The following is a 20,993-nucleotide window of genomic DNA, read 5'->3' on the forward strand; positions in this document are numbered from 1 at the left end:
ATTTCCTGAATTGGGGGACGGCCTACGCGGCCATCGAAATAAACAAAAATACGCGAGAGAAGTGACTCAGCCTTAGGCTGCGGCAGCTTCTTTTTGCTCGCGAACTGCAGCCAGAGTACGAGCCAGCTTGCTGGTAGCGCCTTGAATCACGCTCATCAGCTGCGAAATGGCTTCGTCGCGGGTCGGCAGTGTTGCCAGTACGTCGATTTGGTTAGCTGCGAGGAACTTGCCCTCGAACGCAGCTGCCTTGATCTCGAACTTATCCTGACTCTTGGCGAATTCCTTGAACAAACGGGCAGCTGCGCCTGGATGATCCTTGGAGAACGCGATCAGAGTCGGGCCAGTGAACACGTCGTTGAGAACACTGTATTCAGTGTCAGCAACGGCGCGCTTGAGCAGGGTGTTACGTACAACACGTACGTATACGCCAGCTTCACGAGCCTCTTTACGGAGTCCGGTCATAGCGCCTACTGTCACACCACGGGCATCAGCCACGACAGCGGACAGAGCAGCTTTGGCAGCCTCGTTGACTTCAGCGACGATGGCCTTCTTGTCTTCGAGATTAATTGCCACGGGTTTAACTCCTGCTTGTTACCGTTTCATCTGGCCGGAGCCGGATGTCGTTTTGGTGTCTGATTCGGTAAGGAACCGGGAGCACCATCTGCGTAGGCTTGTTGGTTTAAGACTTGCGTCGCCTACGGTCTTGGATAGCCCCCGCCAGGCAGGGACCCCAATCTTTCAATTGGCGCAATAAGTTGCGCCAACCTGTGTCTTATACGTCCAGCGAGCCTTGGTCGATGACCAGACCTGGGCCCATAGTGGTGCTCAGGGTAACGCGCTTGACGTAGATACCTTTCGAGGAAGCAGGCTTGATACGCTTGAGATCAGCGATCAGCGCTTCAACGTTTTCCTTCAGCTTGACGGCGTCGAAGCCGACTTTACCAACGGAGGTGTGAATGATGCCGTTTTTGTCGGTGCGATAACGAACCTGACCAGCCTTCGCGTTTTTAACAGCGGTGGCTACGTCTGGCGTTACGGTGCCGACTTTAGGGTTAGGCATCAGGCCGCGTGGACCCAGGATCTGACCCAACTGACCTACAACGCGCATCGCATCCGGGGAAGCAATAACGACGTCATAGTTCAGGTCGCCGCCTTTCATTTCGGCAGCCAGGTCGTCCATGCCAACGCGATCTGCGCCGGCAGCCAGAGCAGCTTCAGCTGCCGGGCCTTGGGTGAAGACAGCTACACGTACAGTCTTGCCAGTACCGTGTGGCAGCACAGTAGCGCTACGAACGACCTGGTCGGATTTACGTGGGTCAACACCCAGGTTTACAGCAACGTCAACGGACTCGCTGAACTTGACGGTCGACAGCTCGGTCAGCAGGGCAGCAGCGTCTACAAAGTTGTAGGCCTTGCCTGCTTCGATTTTGCCGGCGATAGCCTTTTGGCGCTTGGTCAGCTTAGCCATTACACACCCTCCACGTTAAGGCCCATGCTACGAGCAGAACCGGCGATGGTACGCACGGCTGCATCCATATCAGCTGCAGTCAGATCCGCGTTTTTGGTTTTCGCGATTTCTTCCAGCTGAGCACGGGTAACAGTGCCAACCTTAACGGTGTTAGGACGAGCGGAACCGCTAGTCAGACCAGCAGCTTTCTTCAACAGAACCGAAGCCGGTGTCGACTTGGTTTCGAAAGTGAAGCTACGGTCGCTGTATACAGTGATGATCACTGGAGTCGGCAGACCTGGCTCAAGACCCTGAGTACGGGCGTTGAAGGCCTTGCAGAATTCCATGATGTTCACGCCGTGCTGGCCCAGAGCTGGACCGACGGGTGGGCTAGGGTTGGCCTGAGCGGCCTTCACTTGCAGCTTGATGTAAGCGGTAATCTTCTTGGCCATGAGGCACTCCAATTACGGGTTCGAACGCCTCGAAAGGCTCCCCGGCTACTTGCGCGTTTATCCCAGTGACGACAAAACCCCACAGCCTAAGGCTGCGGGGTTGGGATGCTTTGCCAGCTAGACCTTTTCGACCTGGCTGAACTCCAACTCCACCGGAGTGGAGCGACCGAAAATGAGCACTGCCACCTGGACACGACTCTTTTCGTAGTTAACTTCTTCGACAGTACCGTTGAAATCAGCGAACGGACCATCTGTGACACGAACAACCTCACCCGGCTCGAACAACGTCTTCGGCTTGGGCTTGTCGCTACCATCAGCAACACGACGCAGAATCGCTTCCGCCTCCTTGTCGGTGATAGGAGCAGGCTTATCAGCGGTACCGCCGATGAAACCCATCACACGAGGAGTGTCCTTGACCAAGTGCCAAGTACCTTCATTCATGTCCATCTGAACCAGCACGTAGCCAGGGAAGAACTTGCGCTCACTCTTGCGCTTCTGGCCATTCCGCATTTCAACCACTTCTTCAGTGGGAACCAGAATTTCGCCAAAGCCATCTTCCATGCCTGCGAGCTTTACGCGCTCCAGCAAAGAGCGCATAACATGCTTCTCGTAACCAGAGTAAGCATGCACAACGTACCAACGCTTAGCCACGGGACACCCTTAGCCAACAATCAAGGAAACAAGCCAGCCGAGCAAGGAATCGAGCCCCCACAACAGCAACGCCATAACCAGAACAACAGCTACCACAATCAACGTGGTCTGCGTGGTTTCTTGGCGAGTCGGCCAAACGACTTTACGGATTTCGGTACGAGCTTCCTTCACCAACACTGCGAAAGACTTACCCTTTGCAGTCTGCAGACCTACAAAAGCAGCTACAGCAGCCAGGGCAAGCAAAGCGAGTACACGGTACAGGATCGGCGAAGCAGAATAGTACTGGTTGCCAACAACGCCTACGACCACCAAAGCGACAACAACAAGCCACTTGACCAGATCGAAACGAGAGCTTTGAGCTTCAGCCTTAGGAGTCATCTGTGAAGATCCTGTGAAAAGAAAGCCAGACACATTACGTGAATCTGGCAGGTCAGGAGGGAATCGAACCCCCAACCTACGGTTTTGGAGACCGTCGCTCTGCCAATTGAGCTACTGACCTAAAACAAAATCAGGCCGACCATTATGCAGGCCTGAAAAAGACTTTACAACAACCAACCCAAGAGACCTGAATCCACCTAGCTTTAAAGCCAGAAGCAAAACGATCAAGCCGAGGCAGCCGTTAAAACAAAGGCAGATATTTTCATATCTGCCTTGTTATATGGAGCTCTTGAGCGGATTTGAACCGCTGACCTCACCCTTACCAAGGGTGTGCTCTACCAACTGAGCTACAAGAGCAAAACACTGCGCACAACCTGCAAAATCTGGAGCGGGTAGCGGGAATCGAACCCGCATCATCAGCTTGGAAGGCTGAGGTTCTACCACTAAACTATACCCGCGGAGCTTGCAGCTCACGCTAAAAATGGTGGAGGGGGAAGGATTCGAACCTTCGAAGTCGTAGACGTCAGATTTACAGTCTGATCCCTTTGGCCGCTCGGGAACCCCTCCTAAGCGAGCCGGCATTTTACATTACGCCGACCTTCTGTCAAGCATTTTCTCATTTAAAAATATGAGGTTAGCTGCGTTGACGCTGCCTCGCAGTAAAAACTTAAAAGCTCTTCACTGCGAAGCGGGCGCCATTCTATGCAAACTATTCGCGAGTTGCAATGCCTTCGCACAGCATTATTTTACGTTTTAACCCATTGAATTCCTTAGCAAGGTTTTCAAAGGGCAGATCGTTAGCCAGGCGCCGACTCTCTGGCGCGACTCTAAGCCAGTAACCCACCGCATCTACTGTATTCAGCGACTGGACGCTTACCTTTATATCCAGACTCACTAGACGCTGTTCAAGGGTCTGCGCCAGCCTGACATCAGTAAAACCACCGATGTACATACAGGTGTTCTGTTCTTCTGACGTTTTTGCTTTGTCTGTGCGAGCCACCGCATCGGTCGACTCACTTAAGAGGCGAATGTCCCGCTGAGTACCCCGATACAAATTCAGCGGCGTAACGTCCTTGGCGCGCAGTGGCGCCTCTTGCTGATGCCATATGTAATAAAAGACGTTGAGAACGAGCAAAAGCAAAAACAGCCAGCGCATATTCACCTCAAGATAAAGGGCATGCCATTGCCAACCCGACGAATACAAGATCAGGAACCAAACGAGCTTGTGGAACAGCGTCAAATACCAGCTCGGCATCTCCACCCGTCAGGAAGACAGTAAATTCATCCGCCCAATAGCTACGGGCCAGCTCGAGCTGAGTCAATACAAACCCCTGGAGCATCAAAGTACACCCGCGCTCGACCGCCTCGGCGGTTGTTCGACCAGGGTGGAAACACTCCAACGCGCGCTCTGCTGCCGTATCGTCGTAGCGTATCTTGCGGGTGTGCGTTCGTAACTGGTTACGCATCAGCGGCATACCAGGACAAATAAATCCACCCAGATGCTCGCCATCGGCTGCAACGAAGTCTGCAGTGGCAGCGGTTCCGAAATCGAGCACCAGACATGCCCCTGCAGCCAGGTTGTATCCGCCAAGCACTGCCAGCCAGCGATCAAGTCCAAGCCGCTCGTAATCCTCGTATCCGTTACGCACTCCAGCCATCTCCCTGGCAGAAGCCGCACAAGACACATCAACTCCAAATGCCTCCTCCAGTGTCGCGACCAACTTGTTGGTTTCCTCTGAAGCGCGAACGCTTACGAGCCGGCAGCGCTTAAGTAGCAGGCCAGGAATGGCTACCAGACTGTCGATAAGAGCGCTATCCGAGCCTACAATACCTTCTGCATAGGCAATCGCTTTATCCGAGCCGATTACGCGCCACTTGATAAAGCTATTCCCACAGTCGAGCTCAAGAATCATCACGCAACCTCAGGCTTAACTCACCGCCACTGTATATTTTTTCGACACCATCAACATCCAGGCGCAAAGCACCCTGACGATCCACTCCCAAGACGACACCATCTACCTGACTGACACCTGCAATGAGCGACACAGCCTTACCCTGCCACAGATGATTGAGCTCCCACTCTTCCTGAAACGCTGAAAAGCCTGAAGCCTTATGTCGCTCTAGATAGCCGCATAGCTGCAGGCTCAGTCGCGCAACCAGATTATTGCGATCAACCGATGCACCAGTCTCCAGTTGCACCGATGTCCACTCCCGATCAACATCGGTAGCCTTCTGCATATTCGCGTTGATACCAACACCTAACACGACGTGACAAATATCAGCAGGATCACCCACTAGCTCTAACAAGGTGCCGGCAATTTTCTTTTGTCCGACCAGAACGTCATTCGGCCATTTCAATGCAGCACCCTGCACTCCCGACTCCCGCAATGCGTGCATTACGGCCAATCCGACAACGAGACTTAACCCCTCCAATTGTCGCAAACCACCCTCGACTCGCAGAACGAGGCTGTAATAGACGTTCTGCGCAAATGGGCTAACCCACTTACGACCGCGCCTCCCCCTACCGGCCGTTTGCCGCTCCGCCAATATAAGGAACGGAGCCTCCTCACCGGCACTGACAAGGCGCAAGGCCTCAGCATTGGTGGAGTCAATCGAATCGAAAATTTGAACAGGCCATGACAGAGCGGCCGCATTCAATGCGATTTCGTCAGCACTCAAGAACACAAGCGGCGATCCCAACTGGTATCCGCGACCACGGACTTTGTGGATAGGTAAATTCAACTCTGCCTCAAGATTCTGCAGCTGCTTCCAGACAGCACTGCGACTGACTCCCAGGGCAGCGCCCAGCGCTTCTCCTGAGTGGAATCGACCATCTTTCAGAAGTTTCAACAACGTCAGCATGCACGTATCGCCTCGCAAAGAGGCACGCATGATAGCCATGCGCAGAGTCATTGCATAGAAAGGCCGAACGCAGGGGCGCCGAGAATGGCAGTAGACACACCATCAGACTTTCCGATCGCCCAAAACAAAACCCCATCTGCTTTCGCAAATGGGGTTTCGGAATTTAATCTTGACGATGACCTACTCTCACATGGGGAAACCCCACACTACCATCGGCGATGCATCGTTTCACTACTGAGTTCGGGATGGGATCAGGTGGTTCCAATGCTCTATAGTCGTCAAGAAATTCGGGTACTGAGTCGTGACCAGATGGCCTCGCTTCAGCAAATTGGGTATGTGACAGCTGTCGGTGTTTTGTGAGCGTCGAACTTTCGGTTCATCTCGTCTTCACACACCGCAATCTGGCCTTTCGACGCAAATTGCTTGGGTGTTATATGGTCAAGCCTCACGGGCAATTAGTATTGGTTAGCTCAACGCCTCACAGCGCTTACACACCCAACCTATCAACGTCGTAGTCTTCGACGGCCCTTCAGGGAACTCAAGGTTCCAGTGAGATCTCATCTTGAGGCTAGTTTCCCGCTTAGATGCTTTCAGCGGTTATCTATTCCGAACATAGCTACCCGGCAATGCCACTGGCGTGACAACCGGAACACCAGAGGTTCGTCCACTCCGGTCCTCTCGTACTAGGAGCAGCCCCTCTCAAATCTCAAACGTCCACGGCAGATAGGGACCGAACTGTCTCACGACGTTCTAAACCCAGCTCGCGTACCACTTTAAATGGCGAACAGCCATACCCTTGGGACCGGCTTCAGCCCCAGGATGTGATGAGCCGACATCGAGGTGCCAAACACCGCCGTCGATATGAACTCTTGGGCGGTATCAGCCTGTTATCCCCGGAGTACCTTTTATCCGTTGAGCGATGGCCCTTCCATACAGAACCACCGGATCACTAAGACCTACTTTCGTACCTGCTCGACGTGTCTGTCTCGCAGTCAAGCGCGCTTTTGCCTTTATACTCTACGACCGATTTCCGACCGGTCTGAGCGCACCTTCGTACTCCTCCGTTACTCTTTAGGAGGAGACCGCCCCAGTCAAACTACCCACCATACACTGTCCTCGATCCGGATAACGGACCTGAGTTAGAACCTCAAAGTTGCCAGGGTGGTATTTCAAGGTTGGCTCCACGCAGACTGGCGTCCACGCTTCAAAGCCTCCCACCTATCCTACACAAGCAAATTCAAAGTCCAGTGCAAAGCTATAGTAAAGGTTCACGGGGTCTTTCCGTCTAGCCGCGGATACACTGCATCTTCACAGCGATTTCAATTTCACTGAGTCTCGGGTGGAGACAGCGCCGCCATCGTTACGCCATTCGTGCAGGTCGGAACTTACCCGACAAGGAATTTCGCTACCTTAGGACCGTTATAGTTACGGCCGCCGTTTACCGGGGCTTCGATCAAGAGCTTCGCGTTAGCTAACCCCATCAATTAACCTTCCGGCACCGGGCAGGCGTCACACCCTATACGTCCACTTTCGTGTTTGCAGAGTGCTGTGTTTTTAATAAACAGTCGCAGCGGCCTGGTATCTTCGACCGGCATGAGCTTACGGAGCAAGTCCTTCACCCTCACCGGCGCACCTTCTCCCGAAGTTACGGTGCCATTTTGCCTAGTTCCTTCACCCGAGTTCTCTCAAGCGCCTTGGTATTCTCTACCCAACCACCTGTGTCGGTTTGGGGTACGGTTCCTGGTTACCTGAAGCTTAGAAGCTTTTCTTGGAAGCATGGCATCAACCACTTCGTGTTCTAAAAGAACACTCGTCATCAGCTCTCGGCCTTAAGATCCCGGATTTACCTAAGATCTCAGCCTACCACCTTAAACTTGGACAACCAACGCCAAGCTGGCCTAGCCTTCTCCGTCCCTCCATCGCAATAACCAGAAGTACAGGAATATTAACCTGTTTTCCATCGACTACGCTTTTCAGCCTCGCCTTAGGGACCGACTAACCCTGCGTCGATTAACGTTGCGCAGGAAACCTTGGTCTTTCGGCGTGGGTGTTTTTCACACCCATTGTCGTTACTCATGTCAGCATTCGCACTTCTGATACCTCCAGCAAGCTTCTCAACTCACCTTCACAGGCTTACAGAACGCTCCTCTACCGCATCACTTACGTGATACCCGTAGCTTCGGTGTATGGTTTGAGCCCCGTTACATCTTCCGCGCAGGCCGACTCGACTAGTGAGCTATTACGCTTTCTTTAAAGGGTGGCTGCTTCTAAGCCAACCTCCTAGCTGTCTAAGCCTTCCCACATCGTTTCCCACTTAACCATAACTTTGGGACCTTAGCTGACGGTCTGGGTTGTTTCCCTTTTCACGACGGACGTTAGCACCCGCCGTGTGTCTCCCATGCTCGGCACTTGTAGGTATTCGGAGTTTGCATCGGTTTGGTAAGTCGGGATGACCCCCTAGCCGAAACAGTGCTCTACCCCCTACAGTGATACATGAGGCGCTACCTAAATAGCTTTCGAGGAGAACCAGCTATCTCCGAGCTTGATTAGCCTTTCACTCCGATCCACAGGTCATCCGCTAACTTTTCAACGGTAGTCGGTTCGGTCCTCCAGTTAGTGTTACCCAACCTTCAACCTGCCCATGGATAGATCGCCCGGTTTCGGGTCTATTCCCAGCGACTAGACGCCCTATTAAGACTCGCTTTCGCTACGCCTCCCCTATTCGGTTAAGCTCGCCACTGAAAATAAGTCGCTGACCCATTATACAAAAGGTACGCAGTCACCTAACAAAGTAGGCTCCCACTGCTTGTACGCATACGGTTTCAGGATCTATTTCACTCCCCTCTCCGGGGTTCTTTTCGCCTTTCCCTCACGGTACTAGTTCACTATCGGTCAGTCAGTAGTATTTAGCCTTGGAGGATGGTCCCCCCATATTCAGACAAAGTTTCTCGTGCTCCGTCCTACTCGATTTCATGACTAAGAGATTTTCGCGTACAGGGCTATCACCCACTATGGCCGCACTTTCCAGAGCGTTCCGCTAATCTCAAAGCCACTTAAGGGCTAGTCCCCGTTCGCTCGCCACTACTAAGGGAATCTCGGTTGATTTCTTTTCCTCAGGGTACTTAGATGTTTCAGTTCCCCTGGTTCGCCTCTTACGCCTATGTATTCAGCGTAAGATAACCATCTTATGATGGCTGGGTTCCCCCATTCAGACATCTCCGGATCAAAGTCTGTTTGCCGACTCCCCGAAGCTTTTCGCAGGCTACCACGTCTTTCATCGCCTCTGACTGCCAAGGCATCCACCGTATGCGCTTCTTCACTTGACCATATAACCCCAAGCAATCTGGTTATACTGTGAAGACAACATTCGCCGAAAATTCGAATTTCTCAATTAAGAGAACTCACAAATTTTACCTTAGCCTGATCCGTTACCAGTGAAAGTAACGTTCAGTCTATCTTTCTATCACATACCCAAATTTTTAAAGAACGATCTAATCAAAGACTAGAAATCAACATTCACCATCATCACAATGGAATGCTCATTTCTAAGCTTTCATACAACAGAAGCAGTAGTGGTGGAGCCAAACGGGATCGAACCGTTGACCTCCTGCGTGCAAGGCAGGCGCTCTCCCAGCTGAGCTATGGCCCCGTATTTCTACAGGCGTTTCCCACACAAAATTGGTGGGTCTGGGCAGATTCGAACTGCCGACCTCACCCTTATCAGGGGTGCGCTCTAACCAACTGAGCTACAGACCCAATTTCGGGCTGCTTCTTATCGTCTTCTTCAATGAATCAAGCAATTCGTGTGGGAACTTATGGAGCAGCTGATGTCGTCGATTAAGGAGGTGATCCAGCCGCAGGTTCCCCTACGGCTACCTTGTTACGACTTCACCCCAGTCATGAATCACACCGTGGTAACCGTCCTCCCGAAGGTTAGACTAGCTACTTCTGGTGCAACCCACTCCCATGGTGTGACGGGCGGTGTGTACAAGGCCCGGGAACGTATTCACCGCGACATTCTGATTCGCGATTACTAGCGATTCCGACTTCACGCAGTCGAGTTGCAGACTGCGATCCGGACTACGATCGGTTTTATGGGATTAGCTCCACCTCGCGGCTTGGCAACCCTCTGTACCGACCATTGTAGCACGTGTGTAGCCCAGGCCGTAAGGGCCATGATGACTTGACGTCATCCCCACCTTCCTCCGGTTTGTCACCGGCAGTCTCCTTAGAGTGCCCACCATGACGTGCTGGTAACTAAGGACAAGGGTTGCGCTCGTTACGGGACTTAACCCAACATCTCACGACACGAGCTGACGACAGCCATGCAGCACCTGTCTCAATGTTCCCGAAGGCACCAATCTATCTCTAGAAAGTTCATTGGATGTCAAGGCCTGGTAAGGTTCTTCGCGTTGCTTCGAATTAAACCACATGCTCCACCGCTTGTGCGGGCCCCCGTCAATTCATTTGAGTTTTAACCTTGCGGCCGTACTCCCCAGGCGGTCAACTTAATGCGTTAGCTGCGCCACTAAAAGCTCAAGGCTTCCAACGGCTAGTTGACATCGTTTACGGCGTGGACTACCAGGGTATCTAATCCTGTTTGCTCCCCACGCTTTCGCACCTCAGTGTCAGTATTAGTCCAGGTGGTCGCCTTCGCCACTGGTGTTCCTTCCTATATCTACGCATTTCACCGCTACACAGGAAATTCCACCACCCTCTACCATACTCTAGTCAGTCAGTTTTGAATGCAGTTCCCAGGTTGAGCCCGGGGATTTCACATCCAACTTAACAAACCACCTACGCGCGCTTTACGCCCAGTAATTCCGATTAACGCTTGCACCCTCTGTATTACCGCGGCTGCTGGCACAGAGTTAGCCGGTGCTTATTCTGTCGGTAACGTCAAAACAATCACGTATTAGGTAACTGCCCTTCCTCCCAACTTAAAGTGCTTTACAATCCGAAGACCTTCTTCACACACGCGGCATGGCTGGATCAGGCTTTCGCCCATTGTCCAATATTCCCCACTGCTGCCTCCCGTAGGAGTCTGGACCGTGTCTCAGTTCCAGTGTGACTGATCATCCTCTCAGACCAGTTACGGATCGTCGCCTTGGTGAGCCATTACCCCACCAACTAGCTAATCCGACCTAGGCTCATCTGATAGCGCAAGGCCCGAAGGTCCCCTGCTTTCTCCCGTAGGACGTATGCGGTATTAGCGTCCGTTTCCGAACGTTATCCCCCACTACCAGGCAGATTCCTAGGCATTACTCACCCGTCCGCCGCTCTCAAGAGAAGCAAGCTTCTCTCTACCGCTCGACTTGCATGTGTTAGGCCTGCCGCCAGCGTTCAATCTGAGCCATGATCAAACTCTTCAGTTCAAACATCTTTGGGTTTTTAAGAAACCCTAAACTTGGCTCAGCAATCGTTGGTTATTCTTTGATTTCTCGCGGAGTAACTTGTGATGCTGATAATCTTGTTGACTATCAGTCTGACTCCACAAGCACCCACACGAATTGCTTGATTCAGTTGTTAAAGAGCGGTTGGTTAAGATCTTTCGTCTCAACCGAGGCGCGCATTCTACAGCAGCCTCATTTGCTGTCAAGTGATTATTTTCAGAAGCTTTCGAAGAATTCTTCAACAACTTCAACCACTTGCGCTTCCGATCTCTCGTCAGCGGGAGGCGAATTCTACAGCGTTACACGCTGCTGTCAACACCTCTTTTCTCCGCTTTCGACCGAGAAGATCGAAACATTAATAGCGCCAAACAACACCGCACTATCAACTCCTTCTGGGCTTCGATGACCTGAAGCAACTCGCTGCCGAATTCTGCGTAACCACTTGTTTACCAAGGAGTTTTCCGTTTCGACTGCGCCGGAAGTGGGGCGAATTATAGAGAGATATAAAACGCCGTCAACACCTAATTTCAGTTTTATTCGGATTTGAGCGTAATACGCGCAAATGCCTTCTTGCCTGCCTGGCAAATGTGGGTCGCGCCCAGTTCGTATATAAAGGCGCGATCCACAACCTCACCATCTATACGCACACCGCCAGAACCCAACAGGTCACGCGCAACCGCCGAGTTCTTCACCAAGCCTGCCTTATTAAGGACAGCCGCAATCGGCATCGCCTCTGCCGCGGTCAGTTCGATCTCCGGCAAATCATCCGGCAGCTCGCCATCTTTCATACGGTTACCGGCAGCACGGTGAGCATTCGCCGCAGCCTCTTCACCATGAAAGCGCGCGACAATCTCTTCAGCCAGCTTGATCTTCACGTCACGCGGATTGGCGCCCGCCTCGACTTCAGCGCGCAGCGCATTGATCTCATCCATCGAGCGGAAGCTCAACAGCTCGAAGTAACGCCACATCAACGCATCCGGAATCGAAACCAGCTTGCCGTACATCACGCCCGGCGCTTCCTGGATACCCACATAGTTACCCAGGGACTTCGACATCTTCTTGACGCCGTCCAACCCTTCCAGCAACGGCATGGTCAGGATGCATTGGGCCTCTTGCCCATACGCACGCTGCAGCTCACGGCCCATCAGCAGGTTGAACTTCTGATCAGTACCGCCCAACTCAACGTCCGCACGCAATGCTACCGAGTCATACCCCTGAATCAGCGGATAGAGGAACTCATGAATAGCGATCGGCTGATTGGTGGAATAGCGTTTATCGAAGTCATCACGCTCAAGCATGCGCGCCACTGTGTACTGAGACGTCAGGCGGATAAAATCCGCCGGCCCCATCTGGTCCATCCAGGTGGAGTTGAACGCCACTTCGGTCTTTGCCGGATCGAGAATCTTGAAGACCTGAGTTTTATAGGTCTCGGCATTGTCGAGAACCTGCTCACGGGTCAACGGCGGGCGTGTAGCGCTCTTCCCGCTCGGATCACCGATCATCCCGGTGAAGTCACCTATAAGGAAGATGACCTGATGCCCCAACTCCTGGAACTGACGCAGCTTATTAATAAGCACGGTATGCCCCAGATGCAGATCCGGTGCCGTCGGATCAAAGCCGGCCTTGATACGCAGAGGCTGGCCACGCTTGAGCTTTTCGACCAGCTCGGCCTCGACCAACAGTTCTTCCGCACCACGTTTTATCAGCGCTAGCTGCTCTTCAACCGACTTCATAACAGACCCGCAAGGCTCAGATTCAAAAGGGGAACAACCATACAAGATCAGGGACTAATTACAAGTTTTGCCCTGCGCACGGACACCGTTGGGCAAGCCCAGCGTTCGCGAGCTTGCGCCACAGATGATTTGGTTATATTTTATACAGTTATTTCATCTTCATCATGTCATTCATCTTTTCCATTTCATCTTCAAAGTCAAAAATTACCTATGACCACTGAACCGTCTAAAGCGCCACCGCTTTACCCGAAGACCCACCTGCTCGCCGCAAGTGGTATCGCCGCCCTTCTTAGCCTGGCACTCCTGGTATTCCCTTCCAGTGACGTAGAAGCCAAACGAACCTCCCTGAGCCTTGAGCTGGAAAGTCCCGCTGATCGACTGACACAAGATCAAGACGCTTCCGACGCACAACAAGCCACAAACGCTGCGACAGAATCACCATTTGCCCAGATAGAAAACACACCAGAAGATACCCGGCAAGCCGAAGCAAAGCCCGCAGCTGACAGCGCCAAGAACCCGCAACACCGCGAAGTGATCGTAGCCAAAGGCGACACGCTTTCCACTCTGTTTGAAAAAGTCGGCCTTCCTTCCGCCACCGTTGGCGAGGTATTGGCCACTGACAAACAAGCCAAGCAATTTACCCAACTCAAGCGCGGTCAGAAGCTTGAGTTCGAACTGACCCCAGACGGCCAGTTGAGCAACCTGCACACCGCTCTCAGCGACCTGGAAAGCATCAGCCTGAGCAAAGGCGCCAAAGGTTTTGCGTTCAATCGCGTAACCACCAAACCCGTGATGCGCTCCGCCTATGTGCACGGCGTGATCAACAGTTCCTTATCGCAATCGGCTGCCCGCGCGGGCCTGTCCCACAGCATGACCATGGACATGGCCAGCGTGTTCGGCTACGACATCGACTTCGCCCAGGACATCCGCCAGGGTGACGAATTCGATGTGATCTACGAGCAAAAAGTCGCCAATGGCAAAGTGGTCGGCACCGGCAATATCCTTTCCGCACGCTTTACCAACCGCGGCAAAACCTACACCGCCGTGCGCTACACCAACAAACAAGGCAACAGCAGCTACTACACCGCCGATGGCAACAGCATGCGCAAGGCGTTCATCCGCACCCCGGTCGACTTCGCCCGTATCAGCTCGCGTTTCTCCATGGGCCGCAAACATCCCATCCTGAACAAAATTCGCGCGCACAAAGGTGTCGACTACGCGGCCCCTCGCGGCACGCCCATTAAAGCGGCGGGTGACGGCAAGGTATTGCTGGCAGGGCGCCGTGGCGGATACGGCAACACCGTGATCATCCAGCACGGCAACACCTACCGCACCCTGTACGGCCACATGCAAGGCTTCGCCAAAGGCGTCAAGACCGGCGGATCGGTCAAACAGGGCCAGGTAATCGGCTACATCGGCACTACCGGCCTGTCTACCGGCCCGCACTTGCACTATGAGTTCCAGGTCAACGGCGTGCACGTGGATCCATTGGGCCAGAAGCTGCCAATGGCTGACCCGATCGCCAAGGCCGAGCGCGCGCGCTTCATGCAACAGAGCCAGCCGCTGATGGCGCGCATGGATCAGGAGCGCACCACCTTGCTGGCCTCGGCGAAGCGTTAAGGGATGCCTCTATATATAGGTGTGATGTCCGGGACCAGCCTTGATGGCCTGGATATCGCCTTGATCGAACAGGACTCGGCGGTCAACCTGATCGCCACCCACTACACCCCCATGCCGGATACCTTGCGCGCCGAGCTGCTCAGCCTGTGCGCCAGCGGCCCGGACGAAATCGCCCGCTCCGCCATCGCTCAACAGCACTGGGTGGAACTTGCCGCCAAGGGCATCAGCGCATTGCTGGCTCAGCAAAACCTCAAACCTCAGGATATTCGCGCGATTGGCAGCCACGGCCAAACCATTCGTCATGAGCCCGCACGCGGCTTCACCGTACAGATAGGCAACCCGGCGCTGCTCACCGAGCTCACCTGCATCACTGTGGTAAGCGACTTCCGCAGCCGTGATGTCGCGGCCGGCGGCCAAGGTGCGCCCCTCGTACCCGCGTTCCACGAAGCGCTGTTTGGCGAACGTACCGGCAACCGTGCGGTATTGAATGTCGGAGGCTTCAGCAACCTCAGCCTGATCGAGACGGGCAGACCTGTAGCCGGTTTCGACTGTGGCCCGGGCAATGTCTTGCTGGACGCCTGGATTCACCTGCAACAGGGCGAGCACTTTGACCGTGACGGCCAATGGGCGGCCAGTGGCAAGGTAGAGCCTGCGCTACTCAGCGCGCTGCTCAGCGATCCGTTCTTTATGACCAAAGGCCCAAAAAGCACGGGGCGCGAAGTGTTCAACCTGCCATGGCTGCAACAGCATCTTGCGAAACTGTCAGCCTTCGAACCCCAGGATGTACAGGCCACCCTGCTCGAGCTGACCGCACTGACCATCGTCCACGCCCTGCAAGCCGCGCAACATCAGACCGAAACCCTTTTGATCTGCGGCGGCGGCGCCCATAACGCCACGCTGATGAAGCGCCTGGCCGCACTGCTTCCTGCCACCCAGGTCAGCAGCACCGCCGTTTATGGCGTTGACCCGGACTGGGTGGAGGCAATGGCGTTCGCCTGGCTGGCCCACTGCTGCCTGGAAGGCATCGCCGCCAACCGCCCCAGCGTCACCGGCGCCCGTGGGTTGCGAGTATTGGGCGCGATCTATCCCGCCTGACTGACCGCAAAACCGGCAGACAAAAAAACGCCGCTTGAACGATCAAATCCAAGCGGCGTTTTATAGGCGGTGCGAACCCGTTTATCGATCAGATCGAAAACGAAGACCCGCAACCACAGGTCGTCGTCGCGTTAGGGTTCTTGATCACGAAACGCGAACCCTCCAGACCTTCCTGATAATCCACCTCGGCACCTGCCAGGTACTGGAAGCTCATCGGGTCCACGACCAGGCTCACGCCCTCGCGCTCAACGATAGTGTCATCGTCGGCCACATCTTCATCAAAGGTAAAACCATACTGAAACCCTGAACAACCGCCGCCCGTAACAAATACGCGCAGCTTCAAGCGATCATTACCCTCTTCATCGACCAGGCTCTTCACCTTGTGCGCAGCACCTTGGGTGAATTGCAAAGCCGTGGGGGTGAAGGATTCAACGCTCATGCTGATAATCTCCCGGCGTAACGCCGCCATATGCGTAATGGCCGGTATTATCCGCTTCTCCTAGAAAAGCGGTCAACTATTGTTACGGTATAGCAAATCGGCCATGCGCCTATAAAGACACAAAAGGCCCGATTAACGGGCCTTTGCACCTTTGCAGGAAATGCCTTAAGGCAACATGCCCGCGTGGGAAAGCCCCAGCTTCTCATCCAGGTCAAACAGAATGTTCATATTCTGCACCGCCTGGCCCGATGCGCCCTTGACCAGATTATCGATCACCGACAGTACCACCACCAGGTCACCATCCTGCGGACGATGTACCGCAATCCGGCACACATTGGCGCCGCGCACACTGCGGGTTTCCGGATGACTGCCGGCCGGCATCACATCGACAAACGGCTCATTGGCATAGCGCTTTTCGAACAGCGTCTGCAGATCGACCGAACGATCGACCACTGTTGCGTACAGCGTGGAATGAATACCGCGAATCATCGGCGCAAGGTGCGGCACGAAGGTCAGGCCCACGTCCTTGCCCGCTGCCCGGCAAAGGCCCTGGCGAATCTCCGGCAAATGACGATGCCCTTTAACGGCATAAGCCTTCATGCTTTCGGCAGTCTCGGCGTACAACGAACCTACCGCCGCACCACGACCGGCGCCGCTCACTCCCGACTTGCAGTCTGCGATCAAACGTGAAGCGTCCGCCAGCCCGGCTTCCAGCAAAGGCAGAAAGCCCAGCTGGGTTGCGGTCGGGTAACAACCTGGCACCGCAATCAAGCGGGCTTGCCTGATCTGCTCACGATTGACTTCCGGCAGGCCATACACCGCCTCCTCCAGCAACTGCGGCGCGCCGTGCGGCTGGCCGTACCACTTGGCCCACTCATCGGCGTCCTGCAGGCGGAAGTCGGCAGACAGGTCGATGACCTTGGTGCCGGCAGCCAGCAGTTCGCCGGCCAACGCATGGGCTACCCCGTGAGGAGTGGCAAAGAACACCACATCACAGGCGCCCAGCGTCTTGACGTCGGGCACGCTGAACGCCAGGCCGTCGTAATGGCCGCGCAGGTTCGGGTACATGTCCGCAACAGCCAGGCCGGCCTCGGATCGAGAGGTGATGACCACCACTTCAGCCTGTGGATGCTGGGCCAACATACGCAGCAATTCGACACCGGTGTAACCCGTGCCGCCGACAATACCGACCTTGACCATAACCCTGCCCTCAACGAACCACTGGAAAGCCGTCGATAATAGGGGTCGTATCGCCCTGCGACAACCGTCAACGTGACGTATGGGCGCATCAGCCACTACTATCCTCACTACCGTGAACCTGGGAATAACTAGAAATGCTATATCTATGGATCAAAGCCTTCCACATCATCAGCATCGTCTGCTGGTTTGCCGGGCTGTTCTACCTGCCCCGCCTGTTCGTCTACCACGCTCAAAGCGAGGACACCGTCAGCAAGGAACGCTTCAGCGTCATGGAGCGCAAGCTGTACCGCGGCATCATGGGGCCGGCGATGATCGCCTCACTGGTGTTCGGCATCTGGCTGATCGTCCTCAACCCGGGCATCTTCCAATCCGGCGGCTGGATCCACGCCAAGCTGACGCTGGTGGTATTGCTCATCGGCTATCACCATATGTGCGGCGCTCAAGTAAAACGTTTCGCCCGTGGCGAGAACACCCGCAGCCACGTGTTTTATCGCTGGTTCAATGAAGTGCCTGTTCTGATGTTGCTGGCTATCGTCATTCTGGTGGTGGTCAAACCGTTCTAAATGCAATGAGGCCAGGGTGTCGGCGAGACCAACGACCTGCCCGGCGTAGAACTCGTTGCGCGCCTGGATGCCGAATACCGCACGGCGCGCGAGCAGACTGCACAGTTGCGCTGATCACGCTGATACACTCGCCGGGCCCGCCGATAAAGCAGGCCGGCCCACCTTCCCTTACGACTGACAAGGATGCCCGCATGAGCGACAACCGTTTCAAGATTGTGTTTGACGGAGCCCTGCTCCCGGGTGTCGAAAGCACCACCGCCAAATTGAATCTGGCCGAACTGTTCAAGAGCGATGTGGCCGCGATCGAGAAACTCTTCACCGGCCGCCCGGTCGCGCTCAAGCGCGATCTGTCGCGGGCCGATGCCGAGACCTACCTCACCGCGCTGAAGAATGCCGGGGTCGATGCCCGTATCGAGGCGGAGCAACCCGTTGCTTTCAGCCTGGCTGAAGCTCACGAAACCGGCTCTACCGACTTCTCCCGCCCTGCCGCTTCTCCCTATGCGCCACCACGCGCCGCCGTCGGTGATGAACTGCCGGAATTCGCCGACTTGAAGGTGTTCACCATCAATGGGCGCATCGGGCGCCTGCGCTACCTGGCCTGGACGCTGGTGCTGACCATCGCCATGCTGGTGGCGGGTGGCATCATCAGTACCGCCAGTTTCGCCGTGGCGACCGCCTCGCCGACAGCGGCCATCATTCTCGGCGGCGTGCTGGGTTTCGCCCTGTTTATCGCACTGATCGTGGTCAGCGTGCAGATCGGCGTGCAGCGTCTGCACGACCTGGGCTGGTCCGGCTGGCTGTACCTGTTGAACCTGGTGCCGCTGGTCAACAGCGTATTCCCGCTGCTGATGCTGGTACTGCCAGGTAACGCAGGCGCCAACCAATATGGCGCTCCGCCTCCGCGCAACTCCACTGCGGTCAAAGTGCTCGCGACGCTGTGGCTGGCGTTCATCCCAGTGATGCTGGCAATCGTGGTGACATTGGGCATGAACGGCTACCTGGACCAGCTCGAAGCCAACATGGACAGCAATTATGAAAGCAGTTCGGTCATCACCGATGAGGCCGGCGACCAAACCGTCATCATGGAGGATGAAGACGCGCAAAGTGCTGACGACGCAGGCGAACCTGTAGACTCTCCGGAACAGTAAAGAAACGCCCGCCGCCTGTGACGCCTCTGTCACAGGCAAGGCGGCGTTGCGATGGAGAAAGGCATGACCCGTTACGCTCTGATCACCGGTGCCTCAAGCGGCATCGGCTTGGCCCTGGCCGAAGCCCTGGCTCGGCGTGGCCGCAGCTTGATTCTGGTGGCCCGCCAGCGTGATCAGTTGGAAAGCATTGCACTCGAATTGACTCAACGCTTTGGCGTGGAGGTGCTGTTTCGAGCCTGCGATCTGGGCGAACCATTGCGCTTGTCCGGCTTTTTGCTGGAGCTGGAAGAAGGCGAGCGGCAGATCGACCTGCTGGTCAACTGCGCCGGCATCGGCACCAGCGGGCCGTTCCTGGCCCAGGACTGGATGACCGAGCAGGACCTGATTGAAGTCAACATCCTCGCCCTAACCCGCCTGTGTCACTCACTGGGCAACGCCATGGCGCTGCAGGGCGGCGGGCAGATTCTGAATGTGGCCTCCGTTGCGGCGTTCCAACCCGGCCCGTGGATGAGCAGCTATTACGCCAGCAAGGCTTATGTGTTGCACTTCTCCGAAGGCTTGCGCGAAGAGCTCAAAACCTGTGGCATCAAAGTATCCGTGTTGTGCCCCGGCCCCACGCGCACTGCATTCTTCGGCACTGCACAAATGGACACCGCCAGGCTCGACCGCAGCCAGCAACTGATGAGTCCCGAAGAAGTCGCGCTGTACGCCGTGCGTGCCCTGGAAAAGAACAAAGCCATCATCATTCCCGGTCGACGCAATCGCTGGCTGACATTCAGCTCCCGTCTCAGCCCGCGCTGGCTGACACGCAAGATCGCCGGCGCCATCAACAAGGCCTATTGCCTGCGCTGACCGCCTGGGTACACTCACTCGCATACCAATAAAGGGAGAAACCGCTGTGGATACTCTGTTCACCAAGATCATCAACAGAGAAATACCTGCCAACATCATCTACGAAGATGAACAGGTTCTGGCCTTCCACGATATTGCACCGCAGGCACCGGTACATTTTCTGGTGATTCCAAAAAAACCCGTCCGCACACTGAACGACCTGACCGAGGACGATAAGGCGCTGGCTGGCCACATCCTGTTCACGGCTCAGCGCCTGGCGCTGGAACTGGGCTGTGAAGCAGGGTTTCGGGTGGTCATGAACTGCAACGAGATGGGCGGCCAGACCGTTTATCACATCCATATGCATGTACTGGGTCAGCGCCAGATGAACTGGCCACCGGGCTGAAACAGCCTATTGCGTAAGGTCGTGGCCGCTGGCCGTGACCTCGTGCCCCCTGACTGCGCGCAAACGCTTCGCCCTCTCTTGCGGTAGACTGGCCGCTGAGATTTTTCCCGGAGGTCTGCATGACTACCCAACGTCACTACTCGCCGATTGACCGCCTGCTGCTGCAAGCCGACACCGCCATGCGCACGCTGCTGCCCTTCAGCGGCCAGCCTCACCGGCCCTCGCCGGCCATCGTGCAACCCGATGCCCAAATGAGCACCACCGAGACGCGCCATGTCGCCGGCCTGATGCGCATCAACCATACCGGCGAAGTCTGTGCCCAGGCGCTGTATCAGGGTCAGGCCCTGACCGCCAAGCTGCCGCAGGTGCGCGCAGCGATGGAGCACTCGGCCGAAGAAGAAGTTGACCATCTTGCCTGGTGTGAGCAACGCATCCGCCAACTGGGCAGTCATCCCAGCGTACTCAATCCGCTGTTCTATGGTTTGTCGTTTGGCATCGGCGCTGCCGCCGGCCTGATCAGCGACAAGGTGAGCCTGGGGTTTGTCGCCGCCACCGAACATCAGGTATGCAAACATCTGGATGAACACCTCGAACAATTGCCGGCCGAAGACGAAAAGTCCCGGGCAATCCTCGAACAGATGCGCATTGATGAAGCCCACCACGCAGACAGCGCGCTGGACGCCGGCGGCTTCCGCTTCCCGGCGCCGGTGCGGTTCGGCATGGGCCTGCTGGCCAAGGTGATGACCAAAAGCACCTACCGCATCTAACAGGAGCG

At 55.3% G+C, this 20,993-nt stretch carries 18 protein-coding genes, 6 tRNA genes, 3 rRNA genes and 1 pseudogene; 8 read left to right on the top strand and 20 right to left on the bottom strand.

Annotation, left to right across the window (positions count from 1 at the left end):
- Positions 1–72: 72 nt before the first annotated feature.
- The 18 genes from rplJ to tyrS form a co-directional block, all read right to left on the bottom strand.
- Positions 73–573, bottom strand: a complete 501-nt coding sequence (gene rplJ, locus H045_RS18045) for a 50S ribosomal protein L10 (protein WP_003232405.1) — start codon at positions 571–573, stop codon at positions 73–75.
- 199 nt (positions 574–772) lie between these two features.
- Positions 773–1,468 carry a 50S ribosomal protein L1 gene (gene rplA / locus H045_RS18050; RefSeq protein ID WP_003232403.1) on the bottom strand — a complete coding sequence of 232 codons (696 nt, stop codon included), beginning with the start codon at positions 1,466–1,468 and terminating at the stop codon, positions 773–775.
- Positions 1,468–1,899, bottom strand: a complete 432-nt coding sequence (gene rplK, locus H045_RS18055) for a 50S ribosomal protein L11 (protein WP_003176435.1) — start codon at positions 1,897–1,899, stop codon at positions 1,468–1,470. Before rplK ends, rplA begins: the two co-directional genes overlap by 1 nt.
- Positions 1,900–2,016: 117 nt before the next feature.
- Positions 2,017–2,550 carry a transcription termination/antitermination protein NusG gene (gene nusG / locus H045_RS18060; RefSeq protein ID WP_003232401.1) on the bottom strand — a complete coding sequence of 178 codons (534 nt, stop codon included), beginning with the start codon at positions 2,548–2,550 and terminating at the stop codon, positions 2,017–2,019.
- 9 nt (positions 2,551–2,559) lie between these two features.
- Entirely contained in the window at positions 2,560–2,928 is a 369-nt protein-coding gene (gene secE / locus H045_RS18065) for a preprotein translocase subunit SecE (RefSeq protein ID WP_003232399.1), read from the bottom strand.
- Between the two features lie 45 nt (positions 2,929–2,973).
- A tRNA-Trp gene (locus tag H045_RS18070) sits at positions 2,974–3,049 on the bottom strand.
- A gap of 160 nt (positions 3,050–3,209) precedes the next feature.
- Positions 3,210–3,285 (bottom strand) — tRNA-Thr (locus H045_RS18075).
- A gap of 27 nt (positions 3,286–3,312) precedes the next feature.
- Positions 3,313–3,386 (bottom strand) — tRNA-Gly (locus tag H045_RS18080).
- A gap of 24 nt (positions 3,387–3,410) precedes the next feature.
- Positions 3,411–3,495 (bottom strand) — tRNA-Tyr (locus H045_RS18085).
- A 142-nt stretch (positions 3,496–3,637) separates the two neighbouring features.
- Complete coding sequence (locus H045_RS18090) at positions 3,638–4,084, bottom strand: hypothetical protein (RefSeq protein WP_015373074.1); 447 nt, start codon at positions 4,082–4,084, stop codon at positions 3,638–3,640.
- 7 nt (positions 4,085–4,091) lie between these two features.
- Positions 4,092–4,841 (bottom strand): pantothenate kinase, encoded by a 750-nt coding sequence (locus H045_RS18095; protein ID WP_003232396.1) that lies wholly within the window; start codon positions 4,839–4,841, stop codon positions 4,092–4,094.
- Positions 4,831–5,790 carry a bifunctional biotin--[acetyl-CoA-carboxylase] ligase/biotin operon repressor BirA gene (gene birA / locus H045_RS18100; RefSeq protein ID WP_015373075.1) on the bottom strand — a complete coding sequence of 320 codons (960 nt, stop codon included), beginning with the start codon at positions 5,788–5,790 and terminating at the stop codon, positions 4,831–4,833. The genes H045_RS18095 and birA overlap by 11 nt, the downstream gene beginning before the upstream one ends.
- Positions 5,791–5,957: 167 nt before the next feature.
- Positions 5,958–6,073, bottom strand: a 5S ribosomal RNA gene (rrf, locus tag H045_RS18105).
- A gap of 151 nt (positions 6,074–6,224) precedes the next feature.
- Positions 6,225–9,116: ribosomal RNA gene (locus H045_RS18110) — 23S ribosomal RNA — on the bottom strand.
- A 247-nt stretch (positions 9,117–9,363) separates the two neighbouring features.
- Positions 9,364–9,439, bottom strand: a tRNA-Ala gene (locus tag H045_RS18115).
- 30 nt (positions 9,440–9,469) lie between these two features.
- Positions 9,470–9,546, bottom strand: a tRNA-Ile gene (locus H045_RS18120).
- Between the two features lie 82 nt (positions 9,547–9,628).
- A 16S ribosomal RNA gene (locus H045_RS18125) occupies positions 9,629–11,165 on the bottom strand.
- The 16S, 23S and 5S rRNA genes sit together here with 2 tRNA genes alongside, the layout of an rRNA operon.
- Before the next feature lie 551 nt (positions 11,166–11,716).
- Positions 11,717–12,916 carry a tyrosine--tRNA ligase gene (tyrS, locus tag H045_RS18130; RefSeq protein WP_015373076.1) on the bottom strand — a complete coding sequence of 400 codons (1,200 nt, stop codon included), beginning with the start codon at positions 12,914–12,916 and terminating at the stop codon, positions 11,717–11,719.
- A gap of 210 nt (positions 12,917–13,126) precedes the next feature.
- Between tyrS and H045_RS18135 the strand changes: the two genes are divergently transcribed.
- Positions 13,127–14,536: a peptidoglycan DD-metalloendopeptidase family protein gene (locus H045_RS18135; protein WP_041931531.1), complete on the top strand. Its 1,410-nt coding sequence runs from the start codon at positions 13,127–13,129 to the stop codon at positions 14,534–14,536.
- Between the two features lie 3 nt (positions 14,537–14,539).
- Positions 14,540–15,631, top strand: a complete 1,092-nt coding sequence (locus H045_RS18140; protein WP_015373078.1) for an anhydro-N-acetylmuramic acid kinase — start codon at positions 14,540–14,542, stop codon at positions 15,629–15,631.
- A gap of 88 nt (positions 15,632–15,719) precedes the next feature.
- Here the strand turns inward: H045_RS18140 and erpA are convergent, their stop codons facing one another.
- Positions 15,720–16,070, bottom strand: a complete 351-nt coding sequence (gene erpA, locus H045_RS18145; RefSeq protein WP_007918905.1) for an iron-sulfur cluster insertion protein ErpA — start codon at positions 16,068–16,070, stop codon at positions 15,720–15,722.
- Between the two features lie 165 nt (positions 16,071–16,235).
- The gene (gene argC, locus H045_RS18150) at positions 16,236–17,270 is read right to left on the bottom strand and encodes an N-acetyl-gamma-glutamyl-phosphate reductase (protein WP_015373079.1); all 1,035 of its coding nucleotides are present in this window, start codon (positions 17,268–17,270) and stop codon (positions 16,236–16,238) included.
- 134 nt (positions 17,271–17,404) lie between these two features.
- On the opposite strand from argC, the gene hemJ reads away from it, so the two are divergent.
- From hemJ to coq7, 6 genes and pseudogenes are all read left to right on the top strand, one after another.
- Entirely contained in the window at positions 17,405–17,833 is a 429-nt protein-coding gene (gene hemJ, locus H045_RS18155; RefSeq protein ID WP_003232547.1) for a protoporphyrinogen oxidase HemJ, read from the top strand.
- Between the two features lie 9 nt (positions 17,834–17,842).
- Positions 17,843–17,947 (top strand): annotated as a pseudogene (locus tag H045_RS25550) (nitronate monooxygenase); the annotation flags it as partial.
- A 77-nt stretch (positions 17,948–18,024) separates the two neighbouring features.
- Positions 18,025–18,981, top strand: a complete 957-nt coding sequence (locus tag H045_RS18160) for a DUF805 domain-containing protein (RefSeq protein ID WP_015373080.1) — start codon at positions 18,025–18,027, stop codon at positions 18,979–18,981.
- Positions 18,982–19,044: 63 nt separating this feature from the next.
- On the top strand, positions 19,045–19,833 hold the full coding sequence (locus tag H045_RS18165; protein WP_015373081.1) for an SDR family NAD(P)-dependent oxidoreductase: 789 nt from the start codon (positions 19,045–19,047) through the stop codon (positions 19,831–19,833).
- Positions 19,834–19,879: 46 nt separating this feature from the next.
- Positions 19,880–20,218 (top strand): histidine triad nucleotide-binding protein, encoded by a 339-nt coding sequence (locus H045_RS18170; protein ID WP_003232552.1) that lies wholly within the window; start codon positions 19,880–19,882, stop codon positions 20,216–20,218.
- Positions 20,219–20,337: 119 nt separating this feature from the next.
- On the top strand, positions 20,338–20,985 hold the full coding sequence (coq7, locus tag H045_RS18175) for a 2-polyprenyl-3-methyl-6-methoxy-1,4-benzoquinone monooxygenase (RefSeq protein ID WP_015373082.1): 648 nt from the start codon (positions 20,338–20,340) through the stop codon (positions 20,983–20,985).
- The last annotated feature ends 8 nt before the right edge of the window (positions 20,986–20,993 follow it).

This window comes from Pseudomonas poae RE*1-1-14, from assembly GCF_000336465.1.
Classification (GTDB): Bacteria; Pseudomonadota; Gammaproteobacteria; order Pseudomonadales; family Pseudomonadaceae; genus Aquipseudomonas; species Aquipseudomonas poae.